Origin of the sequence: Thiomonas sp. 13-64-67, from assembly GCF_002282795.1 — a bacterium.
In the GTDB taxonomy this organism is placed as follows: domain Bacteria; phylum Pseudomonadota; class Gammaproteobacteria; order Burkholderiales; family Burkholderiaceae_C; genus Thiomonas; species Thiomonas arsenitoxydans.
Map to the genome: position 1 here is coordinate 70,641 of NZ_NCKP01000010.1, position 23,144 is coordinate 93,784.

The 23,144-nt window shown below is 65.3% G+C and carries 16 protein-coding genes and 1 pseudogene; 6 read left to right on the forward strand and 11 right to left on the reverse strand.

What is annotated here, in order from left to right; genetic code table 11:
• Nucleotides 1-26: 26 nt before the first annotated feature.
• Together B7X30_RS04380 and B7X30_RS04385 are read right to left on the reverse strand one after the other, a co-directional pair.
• On the reverse strand, nucleotides 27-2,576 hold the full coding sequence (locus B7X30_RS04380; RefSeq protein WP_286729277.1) for a YbcC family protein: 2,550 nt from the start codon (nucleotides 2,574-2,576) through the stop codon (nucleotides 27-29).
• A gap of 1 nt (nucleotide 2,577) precedes the next feature.
• The gene (locus B7X30_RS04385) at nucleotides 2,578-4,209 is read right to left on the reverse strand and encodes an NADH-quinone oxidoreductase subunit L (protein ID WP_286729279.1); all 1,632 of its coding nucleotides are present in this window, start codon (nucleotides 4,207-4,209) and stop codon (nucleotides 2,578-2,580) included.
• 136 nt (nucleotides 4,210-4,345) lie between these two features.
• Between B7X30_RS04385 and B7X30_RS04390 the strand changes: the two genes are divergently transcribed.
• Entirely contained in the window at nucleotides 4,346-5,275 is a 930-nt protein-coding gene (locus B7X30_RS04390; RefSeq protein WP_286729281.1) for a LysR family transcriptional regulator, read from the forward strand.
• Between the two features lie 7 nt (nucleotides 5,276-5,282).
• Here B7X30_RS04390 and B7X30_RS04395 read toward each other — a convergent pair whose 3' ends face one another.
• From B7X30_RS04395 to B7X30_RS04415, 5 genes and pseudogenes are all read right to left on the reverse strand, one after another.
• Nucleotides 5,283-6,530, reverse strand: a complete 1,248-nt coding sequence (locus tag B7X30_RS04395) for a Y-family DNA polymerase (RefSeq protein WP_286729283.1) — start codon at nucleotides 6,528-6,530, stop codon at nucleotides 5,283-5,285.
• Nucleotides 6,531-6,644: 114 nt separating this feature from the next.
• Nucleotides 6,645-7,145: a hypothetical protein gene (locus tag B7X30_RS04400; RefSeq protein ID WP_286729285.1), complete on the reverse strand. Its 501-nt coding sequence runs from the start codon at nucleotides 7,143-7,145 to the stop codon at nucleotides 6,645-6,647.
• Nucleotides 7,146-7,316: 171 nt separating this feature from the next.
• The gene (locus B7X30_RS04405) at nucleotides 7,317-8,168 is read right to left on the reverse strand and encodes a DMT family transporter (protein ID WP_286729405.1); all 852 of its coding nucleotides are present in this window, start codon (nucleotides 8,166-8,168) and stop codon (nucleotides 7,317-7,319) included.
• A gap of 9 nt (nucleotides 8,169-8,177) precedes the next feature.
• The gene (locus tag B7X30_RS04410; RefSeq protein ID WP_286729287.1) at nucleotides 8,178-8,639 is read right to left on the reverse strand and encodes a methylated-DNA--[protein]-cysteine S-methyltransferase; all 462 of its coding nucleotides are present in this window, start codon (nucleotides 8,637-8,639) and stop codon (nucleotides 8,178-8,180) included.
• Nucleotides 8,636-10,080 (reverse strand): annotated as a pseudogene (locus B7X30_RS04415) (AlkA N-terminal domain-containing protein). The gene B7X30_RS04410 and the pseudogene B7X30_RS04415 overlap by 4 nt, the downstream one beginning before the upstream one ends.
• 207 nt (nucleotides 10,081-10,287) lie before the next feature.
• On the opposite strand from B7X30_RS04415, the gene B7X30_RS04420 reads away from it, so the two are divergent.
• The 4 genes from B7X30_RS04420 (at nucleotide 10,288) to B7X30_RS04435 (ending at nucleotide 15,513) form a co-directional block, all read left to right on the forward strand.
• A complete protein-coding gene (locus tag B7X30_RS04420; RefSeq protein ID WP_286729289.1) occupies nucleotides 10,288-11,724 on the forward strand; it encodes an FAD-linked oxidase C-terminal domain-containing protein in 1,437 nt (478 codons plus the stop codon).
• A gap of 51 nt (nucleotides 11,725-11,775) precedes the next feature.
• A complete protein-coding gene (gene glcE / locus B7X30_RS04425) occupies nucleotides 11,776-12,900 on the forward strand; it encodes a glycolate oxidase subunit GlcE (RefSeq protein WP_286729291.1) in 1,125 nt (374 codons plus the stop codon).
• 5 nt (nucleotides 12,901-12,905) lie between these two features.
• Nucleotides 12,906-14,138, forward strand: a complete 1,233-nt coding sequence (gene glcF, locus B7X30_RS04430) for a glycolate oxidase subunit GlcF (RefSeq protein WP_286729293.1) — start codon at nucleotides 12,906-12,908, stop codon at nucleotides 14,136-14,138.
• 238 nt (nucleotides 14,139-14,376) lie between these two features.
• Nucleotides 14,377-15,513: an ABC transporter substrate-binding protein gene (locus B7X30_RS04435; RefSeq protein WP_286729295.1), complete on the forward strand. Its 1,137-nt coding sequence runs from the start codon at nucleotides 14,377-14,379 to the stop codon at nucleotides 15,511-15,513.
• Here the strand turns inward: B7X30_RS04435 and B7X30_RS04440 are convergent.
• Entirely contained in the window at nucleotides 15,485-16,423 is a 939-nt protein-coding gene (locus tag B7X30_RS04440) for a DMT family transporter (protein ID WP_286729296.1), read from the reverse strand. The genes B7X30_RS04435 and B7X30_RS04440 overlap by 29 nt on opposite strands.
• A 197-nt stretch (nucleotides 16,424-16,620) precedes the next feature.
• Here B7X30_RS04440 and B7X30_RS04445 point away from each other — a divergent pair, with 197 nt between their 5' ends.
• The gene (locus B7X30_RS04445; protein ID WP_286729297.1) at nucleotides 16,621-19,980 is read left to right on the forward strand and encodes an EAL domain-containing protein; all 3,360 of its coding nucleotides are present in this window, start codon (nucleotides 16,621-16,623) and stop codon (nucleotides 19,978-19,980) included.
• A 26-nt stretch (nucleotides 19,981-20,006) separates the two neighbouring features.
• On the opposite strand, the gene B7X30_RS04450 is transcribed toward B7X30_RS04445, so the two are convergent.
• From B7X30_RS04450 to lplT, 3 genes are all read right to left on the reverse strand, one after another.
• Nucleotides 20,007-20,810 (reverse strand): TlpA family protein disulfide reductase, encoded by an 804-nt coding sequence (locus tag B7X30_RS04450; RefSeq protein WP_286729298.1) that lies wholly within the window; start codon nucleotides 20,808-20,810, stop codon nucleotides 20,007-20,009.
• Between the two features lie 58 nt (nucleotides 20,811-20,868).
• Nucleotides 20,869-21,684, reverse strand: a complete 816-nt coding sequence (locus B7X30_RS04455) for a mechanosensitive ion channel family protein (protein ID WP_013104846.1) — start codon at nucleotides 21,682-21,684, stop codon at nucleotides 20,869-20,871.
• A gap of 77 nt (nucleotides 21,685-21,761) precedes the next feature.
• Entirely contained in the window at nucleotides 21,762-23,090 is a 1,329-nt protein-coding gene (gene lplT / locus B7X30_RS04460; protein ID WP_286729300.1) for a lysophospholipid transporter LplT, read from the reverse strand.
• Nucleotides 23,091-23,144 lie beyond the last annotated feature (54 nt).

A 23,144-nucleotide genomic window follows, 5' to 3' on the forward strand; every position in this document is an offset into this window, starting at 1 on the left:
TGAACACAGTGTGATGTCGGGCGCACTCAGGGGCGTAGCGCCGTCTGGAATGAACTCTGTGCCGTCATCGATTTTTCGCTTTCAAGGCTGACTGGTTGCCAGCAGTATCCGTCCTCCGTTACCAAACGCCGGATCACCTCTGCGTTCTCGTCAATGCGAAAAATGTGAAGCCATTTGTTGTCCACCAATTGACGGATCATTTCATGGCGAGCAATGATGTTGTCGATCGCTTCAGCAGGCGCCTCCAGATAGACACTGAGCCGCAAAGGCTCATGCATCCAACGGCTACCGTCATGTAAAGACTGCAGGGGCAGGCCCACTCGCAGATCACCTCCATTGCCTTCCAGAACGCCGATGGCGCCACCCACCACGTTGTGAAGCACCTTGTTGCCGCTTCCGAAGCGTGAATTGTCGACAACCGAGCCGTAATACTGCATGTTGATCCAGTTGGCGACGACCATCGGGGCGGTCATGATGAGCTCGAGCACCTTGAAGTCGGCATCGTTTTTCCAAACATAGTCATGCAAAAAGGCGCGCCCGCCAAGGTCGGCGCCACGTGTACGGAACCTGGGGGCGGCAATGAAGGCGGCGTTATTGGCCAGCGCCCATTCAGGGCGCACTTGCGACCAATCCCGGCTGCGCGCCTGCACATGCTGGGCGACATCGCGATCTGTCATTGCATCGATGCCCATCGACGCAGCACGCTGCATGCGGGTCAAGTCGCCAGCCTGTTCGAGTGCGCGTTCAAGGTTGGCGAGATCAGGCGCCAGGTCATGCGGTACGGCATGCGCATCGAACACCTGCACGATGTCGGTCGTCGTGTCATGCAAGGCCGCCAGGAACCAGGTGTCTTCTGGAATGAGAATGCCACGGCGTGCCAGTTCCACCCGAACCTGCTTGTCGTTGAATAGCGCTGCAACCACTTTCGCACTCGCCTCGCCTGTTTGTCCGGCACACGCGCCGCAGTCCAGACTCGTGGCATGCGGATTGTTCACAGAACTGCTGCCATGCCCAACGAGCAAGACAAGGCGCGCAAATGGCCCGGTCAGGCCCATGGCGCGCAAGATTCTTTCCGCGTTCTCAATCCGTTGGTCCTGCGGAATTCCTGTTGCGCCGTGATGCGAGCAGCACGCATCACTTGTCTTGGGCAACAAACTCGGCGAAAGAGCCAGCGCCCTTTTCCGGCCGATGCCCTGAGTTTTGGGGTCAGGAACGGGTCGAGACCAGCCCATGCTGTCCGACAGAAGTTTGGGCGCGTAGGTCAGCCCGGCAGACTCCACAAAAGAAAAACAGGAGGACGCCGAAAATTTGAAACCCTTCCACACCTTCGCCCATTTCAACCGAGCTCGGCGCTGTTGACGCAGTTGATCCGTTTCGTCTCCACCCTGCTCTTGCAAACAATAGCTGGGGGTGAACAGAATCGGTACGTGAGAGTGCCCGCAATCGGCGCCCAGCGGAACGACCTCAATGAAAATCCCGAAGAACCCGGCAAAGCCGATGGTCTGTATCGAGGGCGCCACGATTTCCAGCGAGCGGCGGAATATCTCTGAGCGGACATCAATACAAAAAGCAGCCTGCACAGCGGGGCGCGTCGGCAGCGGCTGCGGACGCTGCGCTTCTTTCAGCGCTGCGAGCACCGAGTTCTGAAACCCGATTTCCATGGCACTGAGCAAGATTCTGTCGACCTCCGCAGCCGCACGGCGTTTGGCCGATGGCGCACGCATGCTGGCTGCGAGCATCTCCCGCCAGCGGGCCTGAAGTGCAGCACTGCCCTTCTCCTGAAACAGCAAGACATCCCAGACCAGACGAATCGCCAGAAGATCGACGATCGACGCATCGGTCTGGCCTGAGAGTTCCGCTTGCCATTTCAGGTATCGCGTCCAGGCGGCCCATCCCCCCACGCTCAGCAAAGCGGCGTGAAGATAGCGCTCGGTGGCCTCTGCAGGAATGTCGAGCTTCTCGACGGCCCATGCAATCGCATCCCGTGGGGCATGCGGAACCTCGGCGATGGCAGCGCGCAGGCCACGCAACCCCATCAACGCCGGGCTCTGGTCAATGGTGGCGGTCTCCCGCCAGGCGGCAAACAACGATTGGTGACGATAAGGCATGGGAATGACGGCCTGGCCGATGTCGAAGTACGCGGCGCAGTGCATGCTGATGCGTTCAACGACAAATCGCGTCCACAGACCTCCCTCGACTTTGTCGAGCAGATCACTCACGGTCGCCATGCCCATGCGGGGCTGAGGGCGGTCTGTGGCCAGAGCTTCCTGAACGTCCTCCAGGCTGAGCGTGCTGCCGCAGAGCCTGATCGCTTGGCGAATGTCCTTGCTGCTGATCCGGCCTTGAGCCACCTGCTCCTGGAAATAGGTGCGCGGCATGTAGAGGCTCGTGCCCATGACACGAGCCAGTAGATCAGAGGCGCTCTGAAAGTCGTGATCACGCAGCCCAAAAAATGGATTGACGGCCACAAAATTCTTCAGCGGCCAGAGCGGCGCGATTCGGCCGCAGGCGGCGTCGATCTGAGGATCAATCGACAAGGTTGGCTCCATCAGCGTGGGCATGTCGGCGAGGTTCATCTCAAGCTCCTTGAAGTTGAATGTCATTGGTTTGGGGAACAGGCCACAACTTTTGCAGCAGACGGGTGACATAGACATCAACATACAGCCCGTTGTAGAGGTGCACATACAGCCTGAAACGCGCCGGAGAAGCACTCGCCTGCAGGAATTGCTGCATCATCAACAGCGCGACGAACGTCACGCTCACGACGGGCACGAGCACGCTGTAAGCCGTGTGAGCAAGCCCCGACACCGGCAAAACACTGTTCAGCAGCAAGCGATCGAACAATGCGTGCAACACAAAGTAGGTCGTGCATAGAAGCGCGCTCATCCCCCCCGCCATGACCAAGGCAGGCACCAGCCCCAGCGCCGTGGCTGCCTGCAACACGAGTTGACTCATGGACACCGCCAGAATGACGCCCACAACAAGCAAGGTGTCCTGCCCGTGCCAATAGACACCCAATAGCGAGCCGATACCGAGTGACGCGGTCACGCCGAGCGCGAGGGCGGCAATCAGCCGCACAAGATCAAAGCCTTTGGGGGACGCTTGCAGGGCGGGCGCCCGAAAGGCATCGACTGCACTGCCCGATGCCAGAAAAGCATGGGCTTTATAAAGCGAGTGTGCAACGAGATGCAGCATGGCGAGGCTATACAGCCCGAGGCCGCATTCGAGCAGCATGAATCCCATCTGTGCAGTGGTTGACCAGGCAAGAGAGACCTTGACGCTGGTTTGCGTCAACATCACCAGGGAAGCAAGCACCAGGGTGACCAGCCCGATGAGGGTCAGCGTGACGAGCGCCCCTGTGGAATGCGACAGGATGGGGCTCATGCGAATCACCAAAAAAGCTCCGGCATTCACGATGCCCGCATGGAGAAGAGCCGACACCGGTGTCGGTGCTTCCATGACCTGCAGCAGCCAGCCATGCAGAGGAAACTGCGCCGATTTCAATGCCGCGCTCAAAACAATGAGGTAACTCGCGATCTGCAGTTTCATCGGCATCTCGCCTCTGAGCGCCGCCATCAGTTGAAACAGGCGCTCGAACTCCAGCGTGTGGAGTGTCGAGCCAATCAAAACGATAGCGAGCAGAAGGCTGGCATCACTGATGCGGCTGGCGACGAATTTTTTGTGTGCAGACAGCACGGCAATCGGCCGCTTTCTGTAAAACATCAAAAGCTGATGCAAGCTCAGACTGGTGGCGATCCATGCCAAGGCGAACATCAAAAGATTGCCCGACACGATCAAGCTGAGAATGCTGGCCAGGGTCAAAGCGAGCCACTTATGAAACCGGCCCTGTTGCGCGTCGCCCGCAAGATAGTTTTTGGAATAACGCGATACGATCACGCCCACAAAGGACACCAGCAGCAGCATCATGATCGTCAGCGCGTTCAGATAAATCGAGAGGGTCAGATGCCCCAGTTCCGCAGGGAGCGCAGCGGATGCCACGGTGAAAGTGTGCGTGGAGCCCTGCAGCGTGCCGAGCAATCCAGCAGTGATAGCCAGCACGAAGGCCAGCCAGGCCATGGCTTCATTCAACCGTGCAATCAATCGAGGCCGTGCGTTGGCCCACGCAGTCGGAACGCAGCCGACGACCAATAAGGCAAGGGGCACGCACAGGGCGAGCAGTGGACCGAGCGAATTCCATGAGGGCGACATGGCATATCTCCTAGAGGTTGTTCCGGCAGATCAGTGGTGCAGCGGAACTCAGTCTATGGAGTACCTGACAAAATTAATAATGAATAATTAGAATAAAAACCATAGACAAAAAGCTATAAATAAAGGATCGGACATAATGCATGTCAGCTTGAGGCAGTTACGCACCTTCGAGGCCGTCGCACGGCTGCGGAGCTTTTCGAGGGCCGCTGAAGAACTTCATGTGACACAACCCACGGTCTCGAAGCAGATTCGTTTGCTCAGCGATGAAATTGGTCTTGCCCTGCTGGAGCAAATCGGCAAGAAAGTCTTTCTCACCGAGGCCGGAGAGCACCTCTACGCCACCTGTGGCGACTGGCTGGAAACGTGGGGCCGGTTTGAGCAAACCATTGCCGACATGAAGGGGGTGAAAAAAGGTCGACTCCGAATCGCTTCGGTCACCACGACCAAATACTTCATGCCCCGCTTGCTCGGCCCCTTCTGCGCGCAATATCCCGGCATCGACATTGCGCTGGAAGTGATCAACCGAGATCGTCTGCTTGAGCGCCTTGCACGCAACCAAGACGACATTTACGTCATGGGCGTCCCGCCCGATGGAATGAACATCGAGTGCGAGCCTTTTCTCGAAAACTCGCTCGTCGTCTTGGCGCCCTCGTCACACCGGCTGACGACGTTGGGGCGTACCGTTCGTTTTGCCGAACTGGCACAAGAGCACTTTCTCGTTCGAGAGCGGGGCTCTGGAACGCGTTTGACGATGGAGCGACTCTTCGAAGGGCATGGCGTGCGCCCGAACATTCGCATGGAATTGGGGAGCAACGAGGCCATCAAACAAGCGGTGGCCGGCGGCCTTGGCCTTGCCATCCTCTCGGACAGTACGATCGGCGAGGATCATTTGAACCATCAGGTTTGCGTCCTCGACGTTGAAGGTTTTCCTATTCGACGCTCTTGGTACCTGGTCAGATCGAAAGAAAAGCGCGTCTCCGTGGTGGCCGCGACTTTTCTCGAATTTCTGAAATCCCATGTCAACCTGCTGGGCCATCCGGCGAAAGAGGTTCAGCAAGCGGTCTGATCACGATTTACCCCTCCGTTTCGAGATCGGGGATGTGGTTGAACGCGATGCGCATGGGGGCTTCCTCCCGCCCCTGGTGGCCGCTGCCGCAATAGATGGTGTGGCGGCCGTAGCGCACGTTGAGGGCATCGACCGCGCTCCACAGCGCGGCCTGCTCCGCATCAGAGCCGGGCACATCGCCCTCAAACAGGCTGGCGCTGGTCTGCCCGGGCTGGCGCAGATCGTGCAGCAGCATAGCCACTTTCATCGGCGCCCAGCCCGCAGGCACCATGCCGGGCCACAACTCGCGCAGGGTGTGCAGCAGGGCGCGGGTGTCGGCCGTCGGCGCGAAGCGGGCGCCGCGCTCGGGACGCAGACGCTCGCCGTGCCGACAGGTGAGCTTGAGCATCACGGTCATGGCGCCGGCCAGCAGGTGCTCGCGGCGCAGGCGCATCGCGGCTTTTTGCGTGAGGCGGTCGAGCACGGCCAGCGCGCCCTCGGCGCTGCGCATCTCCGGCGGCAGCACATGCGAATGGCCGAGCGAACGCCGCGGGTTGGCGGCCTGCACACCAGACGCCAGCCCGTGCAGCCGGTCGTAAAACGCCTCGCCCGCCATGCCGCCCCACACCACGTGCAGTTGCTCGCGCCGCGCCCGCCAGAGCTGCTCCACGCTGTGGATGCCCTGCGCCTGCAGCCGCGCGAGCATGCGCACATTGATGCCAGTGAGATCGGTGAGCTGCATGCGCAGCAGCGGGCCGGGCAGATCGCCCGCGTCGATCACCACCAGACCGTCGGGCTTTTGCAGATTGGACGCCTGCTTGGCGAGAAACACATTGGGGGCGATGCCCACCGAGACACGCAGGCACTCGCCCAAGGCCTCGCGCAGCGCGGTCTTGAGGCGCAGCGCCAGTTGCGTGGCGCGCTCGCGGCTGGTCCAGCCCATGGGCAGGCTGCAGGCCATCTCATCGATGGACAGCACCTGCTCCACCGGCGCGATGGTGTCCACCACCGCCACAGCGCGGTGGTGAATCTGCACATACTCGGCATGCCGCGCCACCACGAACACGATGCCCGGACACAACCGGCGCGCCTCGGCCACCTGCGTGCCCGTCTTCACACCAAACGCCTTGGCCTCGTAGCTGGCAGCGATGCAGCAGGTCGTGTCGGCCAGCATCGGCACCACGCCCACCGGCCGCCCGCGCAACTCAGGGCAAAGCTGCTGCTCCACCGAGGCGAAGTAGGAATTGAAATCGACCAGCAGGCAACGCAGTGTCATGGCAACCCGCGCCGCTTGCACGGCGCGCCGGAATACTGTTTTTAAGAACAGTATTTCATGCTGTCATGACGCTGGCAAGTGGCCCGCTGCAAGTGGCGCTGCCGCGCGGGGGTTTTACGCCTGCCAGCGCTGCGCCGGATGCGCGGCCGGAGCCGCCGGGTGCTGCTGTGGCGGTTGCGCTTGCGGGGTTTGCAGCGGCGTCAACAGCACCATCGTGGGCAGCACCGGCGGCATCGGCCACGGCGACTGCGGCAACAGCACACGCAGGGTGGACGTCGGCCCGAACACCGCGCTCATCTGCGCATTCATCTGCGCGTCCACCCGCTCGATCAGCCGCTGCATCGGCGCAAACTGCGTGTGCATCTGCCGCAGCGCCCAGGCGGGGGCGGCCGCGCCCGAGCTTTGCTCAATCACCACCCGCGCATGGCCCTGCGGGCTTTGCCAAGTCCAGGTCTTGACCTGCACCGGGCCTGCGGCCGTGTGCATGACCTCTACCGTCTGGTGCATGGGCATGTCATGCCCGTCGTAACGCACCGCAAGCGGCTGCGCCGCCAAGGCCAGCGCGGGCAGGGTCATCGCCAGCGCTGCAACCAGGATTTTGGATTGAATCTTCATAATCGAACTCCTTTCTCAAACTGAACCCAACGCCGCAGCGCATGGATGCCGCCGCGGCGATTTTTTCGTTCTTTTCCAGCGATCGGAGTTCCTGAAGCGAAGCTGAAGGTCGCCCGCACAGGCCGCCGTTCAAAGCGCCTGCACGGCCTCAAACCGCCGGGGATGGACGGCCTACGCCCGCAGGCCCACCAGCCGCTTCCACTGTCCGCTCGCCAGCGCGGTGCCCGCCAGGATGATCGCGCAGCCCGCCAGCATGGCGCCGGTGACGGCTTCCTGCAGAAACAGCGCGCCCCAGAGCATGCCGAAAGCCGGAATGAGAAAAGTGACCGAGGCAGCGTAGGCCGCGCCGACCTGCGCCACGAGGCGGAAATACACCACATAAGCCAGCCCGGTGCACAGCACGCCCAGCGCCACCACGGCGGCCCAGATGTCGCCCTGCACCGCGTGCGCAGGCCAGGTGAATGCAGCGGGCAGAGCGAGCAGCACCGTGGCCGTGAGCTGGCTGCCGAACGCGGTGAGCGCCGGATCGACCCCGGCCAGATGGCGGCGGGCGTAATGCACGGCAAAGCCATAGGACACAGGCGCCAGCAACACCGCAGCCACCGCCCAGGGCGCAGCGCCCTGCGAGAGGCCGGGCTGATCGCCCACCAGCACGACCACGCCGAGCAGGCCGACGCCCAGTCCCACGATCTGCGCCCGGCCGATCGGCGCGCCGAACAGCGTCGCCCCCAGCACCGCCGCCCACAGCGGGGTGGTGGCATTCAGTATAGCCTCGAAGCCCGCGCCCAAGTGCAGCGCGCCCACGGCGAACAAGGTGAACGGCAACGCGGAGTTGGTCACCCCGACGACCAGCAGCGGCCAGAGTTTGTGGCGAAACTGGGCGCGCGCCGCGGCGGTTCGCAGCACCGGCAGCAGCACAAGCGAGGCAATGCCCACGCGCAGCGCGATGAGCGGCAGCGGCCCGAACTCGGGCACGGCGATGCGCAGAAAGAGAAAAGAAGCGCCCCAGATGGCGGCGAGCAGCCGCCATGCTCAGGCCGCGCGTTCGAGATCGAGCAGCGCCTGCTTGCGCGGCAGGCCGGCAGCGTAGCCGGTCAAGCGGCCGTCATGGCCGATGATGCGGTGGCAGGGCACGATGATGAGCAGCGGGTTGCGCCCCACTGCCGCACCCACGGCGCGCGCATGGCTGGCGGGCAGGCCCAGCCGCTGCGCGAGCAGCGCATAGCTGATCGTCTGTCCGTAGGGTACGGTCTGCAGCGCCCGCCAGACCGCCTGCTGGAACGGCGTGCCCTGGGGCCGCAAGGGCAGATCGAAGGCGATGGCGTCGCCGCTGAAATAGGCTTGAAGTTGCTCGCGGGCGCGCTGCAGCAGAGGTGTGTCGGCGGCGGTTGGGGGCTTTGCGTCGTCGAGAAAACTCAGGGCAGTGAGCCCATCTTCCTCGGCGGTGAGTTGCAACGCGCCCAGCGGGCTGTCCATGACCAAGACGGTTTTCACGATGTTTCTCCTTCAGTCGCGCGGCGCCACAGATGCACCGCGGCATAGCCCCGCCACGGCGCCCAGCGCGCGGCATGGGCCAGCATGTCGGCCGGACGGGCCAGGCCGAGTTGTTTGCGCAACACCAGATCGCCGGCGGGAAAGGCATTCGGCCAGCCCAGACCGCGCAGCGCAATCAGCTGCGCCGTCCAGTCACCGATGCCGGGCAGGGCCTGCAGCGCCGCAAGCGTGGGCTCGACCGGGGCGAGCGGCTGCAGCGCCACGCGTCCCTCGGCCACGGCCAGCGCCAGCGCGTGCAGGCTGAGGGCGCGGGCGCCGGTCAGGCCGCAGGCGCGCAGCGCCTCGGGGGTGCAGGCGGCGAGCGTGGCCGCGTCGGGCAAGGTGCGGCGCAAACCGTCGGGCGCATCGGGCACGGAGGTGCCGTGACGCTGCGCCAGGCGGCCAAGAATGAGGCGCGCCTGCGGCAGGCCGATCTGCTGGCCGACCACGGCGCGCATGGCGATCTCGAACCCGTCGAAGGCGCCGGGAATGCGCAGGCCGGGCGCCTCGGCGGCGAATTCGGGCAGATGGGCGTCGATCAGATCCGGGCGGGCATCGAGGTCGAACAAGCGCCGCACACCGCCCACGATGCGGCCGATGTGCCCGGCGGCAGGGTAAGGCGCAGGCTGTGGCGCTGGGGTTCGTGGGTCACCGCGATCCAGCCTGTGACTGGCGCCGAGCCCGGCTCGCTGTTAAGCGCCACCGCGCGGCCGTAGCCATCGGCGCTGACATGCTCCACACCGTCCACCGCGCGACGCGCGAGAAAATCGACCATCTGCCTCCAGGCGTAGGGGGGCCGGTAGGCGAGCGACACGGTGAGCAGGTCTTCCTGCCCGCAGGCCCCGCCCGTGCGCCGCAGGCTCAGCGGCGTCAACCCATAGCGGGTGCGAAACAGATGGTTGAACCGCCGCACGCTGCCAAAGCCCGCCGCGCCGGCCACCGCCGCCATCGGCAGCGTTGTGTCCGTGAGCAGACCCTTGGCCAGCAGCAGCCGCTGCGTCTGCGCATACGCCACGGGCGAGACGCCGAATTCCGCCTCGAAGATGCGCCGCAAATGCCGCGGCGTGATGCCCACGCGCCGGGCCACGGCGCTCAATCCGGCGGGATCGGTCAGCCCCTGGTCGATCAGCGCAGCGGCAGCGCGGGCCAACTGGCCCGAGAGGTCGAGCACGCCGTGCCCCGGCGCCAGTTCGGGGCGGCAACGCAGGCAGGGCCGATAACCCGCCTGCTCCGCCGCCGCCGCGCTGGGATAGAAGCTGCAGTTGCGTTTGAGCGGCGTGCGCACCGCACACACCGGCCGACAATACACCCCGGTGGACGACACGCCGACGTAAAACCAGCCATCGAAGCGGCGGTCGCGGGTGAGCAGCGCGCTGTAGCAGGTGTCGGGATCGAGTTGCATGCCCTCACTCTAGTCGCGCAGCGCAACGAAGTCTGGCCGAAAACGGACATCAGTCTGCCTCGCCGTCGTACACCGCGCCCTGACTTTTGCGCAACACAGCTTTGCCTTCGACAAATCGCAAAAAGCCGGGTTACTCCTGCCCCGCTGCAGCGCAGCAAACGGGATAATCCGCCAGTAAAACCAATATATTTTTCCGGAAGACTCGCTATGAATGCCCCCCTCCAACCTGACTTGGCCGCGCGCGCGGCGCGGCAGGCCGAAGTGGTCGCCGCGCTTGGTGCGGTGGCGCCGCCGCACATCCTGCTCTGGCAGCCGGAGGAGGTCACGCCCTACGAGTGCGACGGCCTTTCGGCCTATCGGCGCAAACCGCTGGTCGTCGTGCTGCCGGAAACCGAAGCGCAGGTGGCGGCGGTGCTCAAGGCCTGCCACAAGCTGAACGTGCCGGTGGTGGCGCGGGGCGCGGGAACCGGCCTTTCGGGCGGGGCGCTACCCAATGAAGACGGGGTGCTGTTGGCGCTGGCGCGGTTCAACCGCATCAAGCGCATCGACCCCATCGCCCGCACCGCCACGGCGGAATGCGGGGTGCGCAACCTGGCGATTTCGGAGGCCGCAGCGCCGCACGGCCTGTTCTACGCGCCCGACCCGAGCAGCCAGATCGCCTGCACCATCGGCGGCAACATCGCCGAAAACTCTGGCGGCGTGCATTGCCTCAAATACGGCCTCACCGTGCACAACGTGCTGCAGGTGCGCGGTTACACGGTGGAGGGCGAGCCGCTGACCCTCGGCGGGCTGGCCTGCGACTGTCCCGGCCCCGATCTGCTGGCCGCCGTGATCGGCAGCGAAGGCATGCTCATGGTCGTCACCGAAGTGACGGTGAAGCTGCTGCCCAAACCCGTTCTGGCGCGCTGCATCATGGCCAGCTTCGACGACCTGCGCAAGGCGGGCGACGCGGTGGCGGCCATCATCGCCGCGGGCATCATTCCGGCCGGGCTGGAAATGATGGATCAGCCCATGACGGTGTGCGAGAGCGACGGCACGCCAGAAGAGGTCGAAGAAGAAATCGGCCGCATGACCGAAGTGCTGTCTCGCTGCGGGGCAACCAAGCTCAAGTGCAGCGAAAGCGAGGCCGAGCGTCTGCGCTTCTGGAGCGGGCGCAAAAACGCCTTTCCCGCCACCGGCCGCATCTCGCCCGACTATTACTGCATGGACGGCACCATTCCGCGCAAGCGCGTGGCCGACATGCTCGAAGCCATTCAGGGCATGGAGAGCAAGTACGGGCTGCGCTGCGTGAACGTGTTCCATGCGGGCGACGGCAATCTGCACCCGCTCATCCTGTTCGATGCCAACCAGCCCGGCGAGCTGCACCGCGCCGAAGAATTTGGCGCCGAGATTCTGGAGACCAGCGTGGCCATGGGTGGCACGGTCACTGGCGAGCACGGCGTGGGCTTCGAGAAGATCAACGCCATGTGCGTGCAGTTCAGCCCTGAAGAGCGCGAGCAGTTTTTCGCCTTCCGCCGCGCCTTCGATCCGGGTGAAACGCTCAATCCCGGCAAGCAGATTCCCACCCACGCCCGCTGCGCCGAGTACGGCAAGATGCATGTGCGCGGCGGCCTGCTGCCGTTTCCCAACCTTCCCCGGTTTTAACCGCGTCGCATTCCGATCTTGGCTGCGACCCCGCGCCGCAGCGTCCCGTACATGCAAGCAGACGATCTGATTCCTCTTTGGCAAGACCTGGTGCGAGAAGCCGCCTCGCGCGGCGAACGCATTCGCATTCACGGCGGCGGCAGCAAAGCGCCGTGGTGGGCCGCCGCGCAGCACAGCGGGGTGGATGCCGCCGAACACACGCTCGACGCCACGCAGCTGTCGGGCATCACCCATTTCGAGCCGACCGAGCTGGTCATCACCGCGCGGGCGGGCACGCCGCTGGCCGAGATTGAGGCGGCGCTGGCCAAGCATCACCAGTTCCTGCCCTTCGAGCCGCCGCACTTCGCCCGCATCGGCCGCGCCACGCTGGGCGGCATGGTGGCTAGCGCCCTGAGCGGCCCGGCGCGCATCAGCGCCGGCGGGGTGCGCGACTATGTGCTCGGCGCCACGCTGCTCGGCGGCAAGGGCGAGGTGCTGCGCTTCGGCGGCGAGGTGATGAAAAACGTCGCCGGGTTCGACGTCTCTCGCCTGCTGTGCGGCTCGCTCGGCTCGCTCGGGGTCATTCTCGACGTGTCGCTCAAAATCATGCCCGTGGCCCCGGCGCAAACCACGCTGCGCTTCTCCATGACGCAGGACGAAGCCATCACCCGCTGCAACACCTGGGCCGCGCAACCCCTGCCGCTCAACGCCAGCGCCTGGCTGCCCGATCGCAGCGCGGGCACCGGCAAAGGCGTGCTCACCCTACGGCTGCGCGGCGCGCAGGCGGCCGTGCAGGCCGCGCAGACCCGTCTGGGCGGCGAACGCATGGCCGAGACGGAAGCCGCCGCTTTCTGGACCGGGCTGCGCGAGCAGACCCTGCCCTGGTTCGCCCCCACCTGGCCGGGCGATTCGCAGGCCGCGCTCTGGCGACTGTCGCTGCCCTCCACCGCACCCGCGCTCGATCTTTCCGGAACGCAGTTGGTGGAATGGTTCGGCGGCCTGCGCTGGCTCATCAGCGCCGCGCCGGCGTCCATCATTCATGAAGCGGCCCGGCAGACCGGTGGCCATGCCACACGCTTTCGCGGCGGCGACGCCAGTGCGCCCGTGTTCGACACCGCGCAGGCCACGCTGCTGCGCATTCAGCGCAACGTCAAGGCCGCCTTCGATCCGCACGGCGTGTTCCCCACTCTTTTCTGATCCCGATGGAAACCCATCTCAGCCCCGAATTCGCCAGCACGCCCGAAGGCCAGCAGGCCGAAGCCATTCTGCGCAACTGCGTGCACTGCGGCTTTTGCACCGCCACCTGTCCCACCTATCAACTGCTGGGCGATGAGCTCGACGGCCCGCGCGGCCGCATCTACCAGATCAAACAGGTGCTCGAAGGCGAGGCGCCCACCCGCACCACCCAGCTGCACCTCGACCGCTGCCTGACCTGCCGCAACTGCGAGACCACCTGCCCGTCCGGGGTGGAATACGGCCGTCTGGTGGACATCGGCCGCGCCGTGGTCGATGCCAAGGTGGAACGTCCCGCCGGAGAAAAACTCGCCCGTTGGGCGCTGCGCGAAGGCATGACCTCCAGCCTGTTCGCCCCGGCCATCAAGCTCGGCCAGGCGCTGCGCCCGCTGGTGCCCGCCGCGCTGCGCGACAAGGTGCCCCCCCGGCAGCGCGCAGGCAAACGCCCACAGCGCGACCACGCCCGCAAAGTGCTGATGCTGGGCGGCTGCGTACAGCCCACGCTCATGCCCAATATCGGCGCGGCCACCGCCCGTGTGCTCGATGCCGTTGGCGTGCAGCCGCTGCTGGCCGACGGCGCCGGTTGCTGCGGCGCCATTCGCCAGCATCTCTCCGACCACGGCGGCGCGCTGGCCGACATGAAACGCAATGTCGATGCCTGGTGGCCGCTGGTGGAAAGCGGCGCGGTCGAAGCCATCGTCATGGACGCCTCGGGCTGCGGCGCCATGGTCAAGGAATATGGCCACCATCTGCTGCACGACCCCGCCTATGCCGAACGCGCTCAGCGCATCAGCGCGCTGTGCCAGGACATCAGCGAGTACCTGCCGCAGTTCGCCGCATCACTCAAAACCTTGCTGAAAAACAAGCCGGTCGACCATCTCGCCTACCACCCGCCCTGCACCCTGCAGCATGCGCAGCAGGTGCGCGGCGGGGCCGAGGCCCTGCTGCGCGAGCTGGGCTTCGAAGTCAAGCTGCCGCTGGAAAGCCATCTGTGCTGCGGCTCGGCCGGCACCTACTCGGTGCTGCAGCCCGAGTTGTCGAAAGAGCTGCGCAACCGCAAGCTGCAGCATCTGGCCGAAACTGCGCCGCAGCGCATCGTCAGCAGCAATATCGGCTGCATCCAGCATCTGCAGACCGGCACCACCATTCTGGTGCAGCACTGGGTGGAACTGCTCGACGAAGCGCTGCACGGCAAACCCTGAACGCTGTTGGATTTCCGCCTCTGAGCGCAGCGGATGCGGTTGTCAGCCTCGGCCGGGTTGTGGACAATGCAAAAAATTTACAAAAAACAGGGGTCGGGGGGCCCTGCTCGCTTCATGCGCGGATGCTGGCTTGTTCCGCGACCCGGTCGTCCCCTCCCCTGATGTCCCCTACGCTCGCAGCGCAGGCCGGCTGGCTGAACTGCAGAACCCTTGCCGACGCATTTTTTCCGAGACCACGATGAAATTTTTTGCCACCCTGTTTGCTGGCCTGAGTCTGATGGCGGCCACGTCCGCATTTGCGGCCACGCCGGGCGTGACTGACACGCAAATCGTCATCGGCCAGTCGGCCCCGCTCACCGGGCCGGCGGCGCAGCTCGGCATCCGGCTGCGCATGGGCATCGAGGCGTATTTCAAGCAGGTCAATGCCGACGGCGGAGTAGCCGGGCGCAGCCTCAAGCTGGTCAGCCTCGATGACGGCTACGAGCCGGCTCGCGCCGTGGCCAATACCAAGACCTTCATCAACGGCGGTGATGTGTTCGCCCTGCTGGGCTATGTCGGCACGCCCACCACCCTGGCAGCCAAACCCCTGATCGATCAGGCCGGGATTCCCCTCATCGGCCCGTTCACCGGCGCGATGGGGCTGCGCTCCCCCGTCGATCCCCACATTTTCAACATCCGCGCCAGCTACAACGACGAAACCCGCAAGATCGTCGATCAGTTCCTGTTCCTCGGCCTGAAAAAAATCGCCGTGTTCTACCAGGACGACGCCTACGGCATGGCCGGACTGACGGGCGTGCAAAAAGCCCTGGCCGCGCACGATCTCAAGCCCGTGGCCACTGGCACGGTCAAACGCAATACGGTGGATGTGGCAGGAGCGCTGGCCTCCATCTTGCCTTCCAAGCCCGACCTCATTGTGGAAGTCGGCACCTACACCGAAGTGGCGGCATTCAATCAGCAGGCCATCGCCAAGGGCTACGGCGGCCAGTTCGCCAACGTGAGCTTCGTCGGCTCTGAAGCGCTCGCCAAGGCGCTCGGCCCCGAGGGCAACGGCGTGATCATCACCCAGGTCGTGCCCTTTCCCTTCTCCACCGTCACCCCGCTGGTGCGCGAGTACCAGGCCGCGATGAACAGCGCCGGGCATAAGGGCGATTACGACTTCACCAGCCTGGAAGGCTATATCGACGCCAAGGTGCTGGTGCAGGCCCTGCGCAAAGCCGGCAAGACGCTCACCCGCGCCAACCTGATGGACGCCCTCAACAGCATGGGCAACGAGAACCTCGGCGGCTTCACCGTGCACTTCTCGCCCGACAACCACTCCGGCTCCGACTACGTGGACACCACCAGCATCACGGCCAGCGGCGGCTTCCGCCACTGACCTCCAGCACCGTATCGGCCTCGGGCTGCTTTCGCGCAGGCCAGGCGGCCAGTAAGATCGCCAGCAGAATCAGGCAGCCGCCCCACAGCGCCTGCGCGCTCAGACGCTCCACGCCGAGCAGCACGGCGCTGCCGCTGGCGAACACGATTTCCACCGTCATCACCACCGCCGTCAGCGCAGACGGCAGCCGCTCTGCGCCATACTGCAGCCCCAGATTCGCCGCCAGAAAAGCCAGCGCCATCAACACCACGCCCATCAGCCACCCCGGCGCCGGCGCAGGCATGGGCGCAACGGCGCCGCTGGCGGTCAGCAGGGCCGCGGCGCCGCCCGCCACGATCACCCCGCCGGCGAACATCGCCAGGCCGCGCGCCTCGGGCGGCGTGTGCGCATATTTGCGCAGCAGCACATTGTTGAGCGCGAAAAACATACCGCCGATCACACCCAGCCAGTCTGCCGGATGTTGCGGCAGCGGCAGACCACCCCCTTGCGGCCACAACACCACCATCGCCCCGGCCAGGGCCAGCGTCAGGCGCAGGCCGACCAGCTTTGTGAGTTTTTCGTTCAGTAGCCAGCGCGCCAGCAGTGTGGCCCAGACCGGCATGAGATAGAACAGCAGCACCACCCGCGCCACGTCGCCCTCGGTCACGCCCCAGTTGAACGCCGCGTTCGTCGCTCCCGAGGCGATGAGAATGCCCCACAGCGGCGGATGCCGCCAAAGCGCCCGCACCGCCGATGGCCGCGCCGCCACGATGATGAGCGTGCTCACCGCGTACATCGCCGCGGTGGCCCACAGCGGATTGAGGCCCAGACCATTGAAATGGCGGAACGGCCACCACGACACGCCCCAGACGAAGGCATTGAGCATCAGACCGCCGATGGCGGCCAAGGTGATTGCAGATGAGGTCGGCATAGAAAAAACGTCAGGCCGCAGGGTGCGGATCCAAGCTGCGCAAGATAGCGGGTTTGCACGCGGGCGTCGCCGAGTCTCACTTTGGCTGGGCGATTTCGAGAAAAATTCACGCCCGCTGCGCGGCGCGACATCGTAAAGTCGCGTTTTACTGGGCGCTGGCGAAAGACTGCCGCCCGATCTCCATTGCATCCTTCATCATGCCCGATCAGAACGCGTCCCTCGGACTGCTCGAATTGCCCAGCGAAATCCTGCGGGGGCTGGCGGCCGGGCGCCCGGTAACCGAGTTGGCGGCGCTGCTGTGCCGCATGGCCGAGCAGGCGGTGCCGGGACGTCTCGCCAGCCTCTTGCGGCTGGGGCCGGACGGCGACCTGCACCCGCTGGCGCTGCCCAGCGGCCCGCCGGAATTGTTGAGCGCCTTCGACGGGCTCACGCCCGGGCCGCATGCCGGTTCCTGCGGCAATGCGGTGCTGCACAACGCACCCACCTTCATTGCAGACATCCCCACGGATGATCGCTGGGACGACCTGCGCGCCGCAGCCGAGCAATGCAACCTGCGCTCCTGCTGGTCGTGGCCGGTGCGCGACGGCGCCCAGGTGATCGGCAGTTTTGCCCTGACCAGCACCGTACCCGGCCTGCCCGATGCGGCGCAAACCCAGCTGCTCGAATTCGTCGCCTCCATGGCCGGCGCGCTGCTGCGCATGGACGCGCTGCAGCGCGAGCGCGAGACCGAGACGCGGCTGCGCCAGGCCATGCTCGACAACGCGCTGGTGGGCATCGCGCTAGTGGGAGACCGCGTCATCCGCAGTGGCAATGCGCGCATGGTCGAGATGTTCGGCTACCCCGATCTGCAGTCTGTGCAGGGCGTGCCGGCACGCGAAATCTATGCCGACGACGCCGAGTTCCAGGCTATCGGCGCCGATATCTACGCGGCCATGGCGCGCGGCGAGTCGGTCACGCGCGAGGTGCACATGCGGCGGCGCGACGGCAGCCTGTTCTGGTGCGAACTCACCGGCCAGGCCGTCACGGGCCAGCCCGGAGTCGATTCGGTCTGGGTCGGGCAAGACATCAGCGAACGCCGCGCCGCGCAGGAACGCCTGCGCTGGCAGGCGCGGCACGACGCCCTCACCAGCCTGCCCAACCGCTACGCCCTCGACGAATGGCTGCCGCAGCGGCTGCAAGCCGCGCAGGCGCAAGGCGCCACCGTGGCGCTGGGTCTGCTCGACCTGGACGACTTCAAGGCGATCAACGACGACTGGGGCCACGCCGTCGGCGACGAGGTGCTGGTGCAGGTCGCCCGCCAGCTCGGCGCCCGGCTCGAACCCGACGACCTGCTCGCGCGCATCGGCGGCGATGAGTTCGTGCTCGCGCTCCACAGCGCAGGCGGGGCGCAGGCCATCGCCCGCCGCATCGAGGCGCTGGGCGCCCTGCTGCCGCTGAGTGTGCCGCTGCCCGGTGGCAAAACCCATCCCCTACGGCTCAGCATGGGTCTGGCGCTGTTCCCGCAGGACGGCCCCGATCCCGACACCCTGCTGCGCCACGCCGACGTCGCGCTGCACACCGTCAAGCTGCACAAGCACACGCGTCGCCATTGGTGGCTGCACTGGGGGCAGGAGATTGAAGCCGACTTTCTCGGCGACGGCCCCGAGCACTGGGTGCCGCAGCCCTATGGAGCGCAAGCGCAGGAGCTGTTGCGCATCGCCGCCCCATCTTTCGTCGCCGCGGCAACGGAATTCATCGCGCAGTTTTACAGCCTGCTCGAACACGACGCCGAATCGCGCCAACTCCTCAGCCACCTCACCCCAGAGGAATTCGATCATCTCAAGGCGCGGCAGGCCGATCATTTCCGGCTGCTGCTCAACCCGGATCTGCTGGAGGACACGCATGTGCGCGAAGCCACGCGCATCGGCCAGATCCACGCCCTGGTGGGCGTGCCCACGCAGCTGCTGGTGCAGTCTGCGGGGCTTTATCTGCAGGCGCTGATCGATCGCAGTCAGGGCTTGAGCGCCCGTCCGCGAGACCGTCGGCGCATCGTCCAGTTGTTCACTGCGCGGCTGCAAACCGAGCTGCAGACCGAGGTGGAAGCGGCGCAGACGATCCGCGAGCAGTTCCAGCAAAGCGTCATCGCGCTGGAACACGCGCTGCAGGACGGCACCGCGTGGAGCGAATTCATGCAAATGGCGCTCGACCGGCTGGCCGCCCTGCCCGGGGTCAAAGCGGCCGCTTTGGGCGCACCCGATGCCAACGGCGAATTCGTCGTCGAGCTGTCTTCCGGGCTCGAACCCTACGCCCGCGCCATGAAGAAGCACTACGGCGGCATCAAAGTGCCCAAGCTGCAAGGTGCGCACGCCGAGAGCCTCGGCCCCACGGCTACGGCCTGGCAGACCGAGAAAATCAGCACCCTGGCGAGCTACGCGCACGACACCCCCGGCGCCCCCTGGCGCGAGGCGGCGCGCGACGCCGGTATTCGCAGCGCCGCCTCGGTTCCGCTGACCGACCGCAATGGCCGCGTGGTCGTCATCCTCAGCCTGTACGGCGGCTACCCGGCCATGTTCGAGCGCGGCGCGGCGCGCAGCTTTCTCGACAACCTTGGCCAGACGCTCAGCCGCGCCTGGCAGCGCCTGCACGCTCACGGCCGCCAGCAGCCCGTGCCCGTGGTGCTGCGCCAGCGCTGGCGCAGCAGTCTGTTCGATCATGGGCTGGAGATGCATCTGCAACCCTTGGTCGATCTGCAGACCGGCAAGCCTTACGGCGTCGAAGCCCTCGCCCGCCTGCGCATGGACGACGGCAGCCTCGTCATGCCGGGGCAGTTTCTGCCGTGGTTCGGCCAGGCCGAACTCTCTCGCCTGTTTCGCGGCGGGCTGGCGCAGGCGCTGGCGCACATCGCCCGCTGGGATGCCGAGGGTCTGCGCCTGAGCCTGGGGCTGAACCTGCCGCTGGACGTGCTGCTGCAGCAAGACTGTCGCCGCCGCGTCGAATCGGCGCTGCGCGAGGCCGGTGTCGCCCCCGACCGCCTGTCGCTCGAAATGCTGGAAAACGCCGAATTCGACAATCCGCAGCGCCGCGACGATGCGGTGCGCGACCTCGCCGCCACCGGCGTGCGGCTGGTGATGGACGATCTGGGCAGTGGCTACTCCAGCCTGCTGCGCCTGCGCACCCTGCCGTTTCATACTGTCAAAATCGATCAGGGCCTGGTGCGCGAAGCCGGACGCGACCCCGAGCAGGCCATCGGCTTCATCGGCGCGCTGGTGCAGCTGGCGCAAAGCCTGGGCCTGTGGGTGGTCGTCGAAGGGCTGGAAACGCCCGACCTGGTCGAAGCTGCCACCCTGCTGGGCGCCGATACCGGCCAAGGCTACGCGCTGGCGCGGCCCATGCCCGCTGCCGATGTGGCCGACTGGGTACGCAACTTCCGCTGCCCGGTCGATCCGCGCCAGCCCGCCACGCCGCTGGGCCGTCTGGCGCAAGACTGGATGGCGCAGCACGGCCGCCTGCTCGCCGACGCCTCGGCCCGCCGCCTGCTGCACGCCGCGCGGCGCAAAGCGCTGAACACCGACGCCTGACGCACCGGGATTGCGCCCACTCGCCGTTACTTGCGCAGCGCGGCGATGCCCTGCTGCAACGTCGCCGCCGACAACTCGCCGATGTGCACCCGCTGCACCGTGCCATCGGCGCGGATGAACAAGGTGGTGGGCAGCCCGGGAGACTGATAGAGCGACAGCAGCCGGTTGCCCGGATCGAGCAGCACCCCCGGATCGGTGAGTTGCTCGCGCTGCAAATACGCCGCCACGCGCGTCGCCGCCTCACCTTCGTTGACCAGCACGATGCGCGCCCCGGTCTGCTGCTGCGCGGCCTGGATCAGCAGCGGCAATTCGCGGCGGCAAGGCGGGCACCAGGTAGCCCAGAGATTGACCACCAGCGGCTGGCCACGCAGGCTGGCCAGCGCCACCAAGCGACCCTGCAGCGTTTGCAGGGTGAGATCAGGCAGAGGCGGGCGCGCCGGTTGCAATAAGGTGAGCGCTCCCATGCCCGCCAGCACAACGGCGGCTCCGGCGCTGGCGCTCAGCGGCAGGCTCATTCGCAAGGCTGGGCGCCGCCAGACCCAGAACGCCACACCGGCTGCCGCCGCGGCCCAGCCCGCCCAGGGATCGAAGCCGCGATCGCGGATGTCGATCATCGCCAGCACGCTGGAATAGTCTGCGCTGTGCCGTGCAACGAACACGGCGCGCGCCACGACCAGCGCCCCAATCAGCAGCGGCAGCAGCGCGGGCTCGGCATTGCCGCGCCCCGCCTTCTGCGCCACGCCCGCCACCCAAACCGCCACGGCATAACCCAGCACCAGCAACAGCGGCACCCAGGGCAAGACGATGGGGCCGAGGCGCAAGGCGTCCATACTCAACCCTGCCGGCCGAGGCCGGGCACGAACATCGACGGCCAAGCGTTCCGCATCGTTACGCCGCCTTGCCCACCCAGACTTGCTTGGGCAGGGCGTAGGCGAAACCGGCCTGCGTCAGCGTTTCGCGGATGGTGCGGTTGGTGTCGAAATACACCTGCCAATAGTGGGCGTTGTTGCAGAAGGGAAAAACCGTGAGCACCGGCCCGACGCTGTTGAACTCCAGAATTTCAATCACCGGTGCCGGATCGGTCAACACATTGGGAATGGCCTGCACCTGTTTGCGCAGCAGTTCCATGGCGGCGACATGATCGGCGTCGCTGGAAAGCTGGCATTTGAGTTCGACGCGGCGGTAGTCGTTGGTCGAATAGTTTTCGATGTTGTTGCCCAGAATCTTGCCATTGCCGACAAAGGTGAGCACGTTGTCGAGTGTGACGATGGAGGTGACGAACAGCCCGACCTCCTTCACCGTGCCGGTCACATCACCCGCCTTGACGAAATCGCCCACCTTGAAGGGCTTGAGCACCAGCAGAAAGGCGCCCGCCGCGAAGTTGCCCAGCAGGCCGCTCCACGCCGCGCCGATAGCCACGCCAGCTCCTGCCACCAAGGCGGCGAAGGTGGTGGTCTGCACCCCGAAATAGCCCAGAATGGCCACAACCAGCACGATGTTCAACGCGATGTTCATGAAGCTGAGCATGTAGCGCGTGAGCATGGGGTCGAAATGCTGCCTGTCCAGCACGCCGCGCAGCAGTTTGTCGGCAATGCGGATGAGCCAGCGGCCCAGAATCCACAGCGCGATGGCCGCGAGAATTTTCATTCCCGCCTCGGTGGCGTATTGCAAAAGGAGATTGCTGTAGTGCTGCACGTCATTCATGGTGGCGCTCCTGGAAAGGACATCGGGGGTTAGACCGATTTTGCGACGGTTTGAAGACAGGGCGAAGCGGCAGAATGTTAAGAATGATGCTCTTCGTGACGCGGCTCGCCGATCAGTTGCGTCCAGTCGCGCTCCCTCTGGTTGCGGCGATACCAGAGGATGACCAGAAACATGCTGACGCAGACAAAGGTGCCGAACAGCGCAATCACCCACGGCACCGGCAGGTTCAGGCGAATGAGCAGGGCGTAGAACAGCAGCATGAGCAGCACGCTGACGTTTTCGTTGAAGTTCTGCACCGCGATCGAATGCCCCGCCGACAGCAGCACATAGCCCCGGTGCTGCAGCAGCGCGTTCATCGGCACCACAAAATACCCGGCCAATGCGCCGATGAATACCATGAAGCCATAGGCGAACAGCATGTAAAGCGGCAGTTGCACCACCCAGAAATGCAGCTGCACGTCGGGCAGCAGCTCGCGGTTGAAAAACGCCAGCGCCACGGTGGTCAGCCCCATGCCCACGCCCAGCGGCAGCACGCTCAGGCTCTTTTTCAGCGGCACGCGCACGGCGGCGCTGATGGCCCCTGCGGCCACGCCCAGCGCCACAGCTGCCTGCATCACCGACGCCATGGTGAGATCCAGCCCCAGTGCGTGTTCCGCCCACTTCAGCACGATAAACTGCAACGTCGCCCCCGCGCCCCAGAACAGGGTGGTGACCGCCAGCGAAATCTGCCCCAGCTTGTCCGTCCACAGCACCTTGGTGCAATGCGCAAAATCCACCAGCAGCGCCACCAGCCGGGTTTTCTGTTTTTCGTAACGCGCCCCGGTATCGGGAATGCGCAAATTGCATAAGGCCGCCAGCAAATACACCAGGGTGATGACCAGAATGGCCGCCTCGGGCGTGGTGTTGATACCAACCGCAGCCAGCCCGGGCAGCCCCAGCAAAAAACCCGACGCCGCCTGACTCACCAAAAACCCGCCCAGCACCGTGCCCAGAATGATGGAGCTGACCGTGGTGCCCTCGATCCAGCCATTGGCCGCGACCAGTTGCTGCGGCGGCAGCAATTCGGTGAGGATGCCGTACTTGGCCGGCGAATAGGCCGCCGCGCCCAGGCCCACCACGCCGTAAGCCAGCAGCGGGTGCACCGAGATCAGCATGAGCACCAGCCCGGCCACTTTCACCAGATTGGTGATGAACATCACCTTCCATTTCAGAATGGCATCGGCAAACGCCCCCACGAAAGGCGCAAGCACCACATAGGAGATGGTGAAAAAGAATTTGAGCAGCGGCGTCATCCAGTCGGGCGACTGCATCTGCACCAGCAGGGCGATGGCGGCGATGAGCAGCGCGTTGTCGGCCAGCGAAGAAAAAAACTGCGCCGCCATGATCCAGTAAAAGCCTTTTTTCATCGCGTGGCTGCCCGCGATGCTGCGGCAGGCTGTGTCGTATCGTTGGGTGAGAAC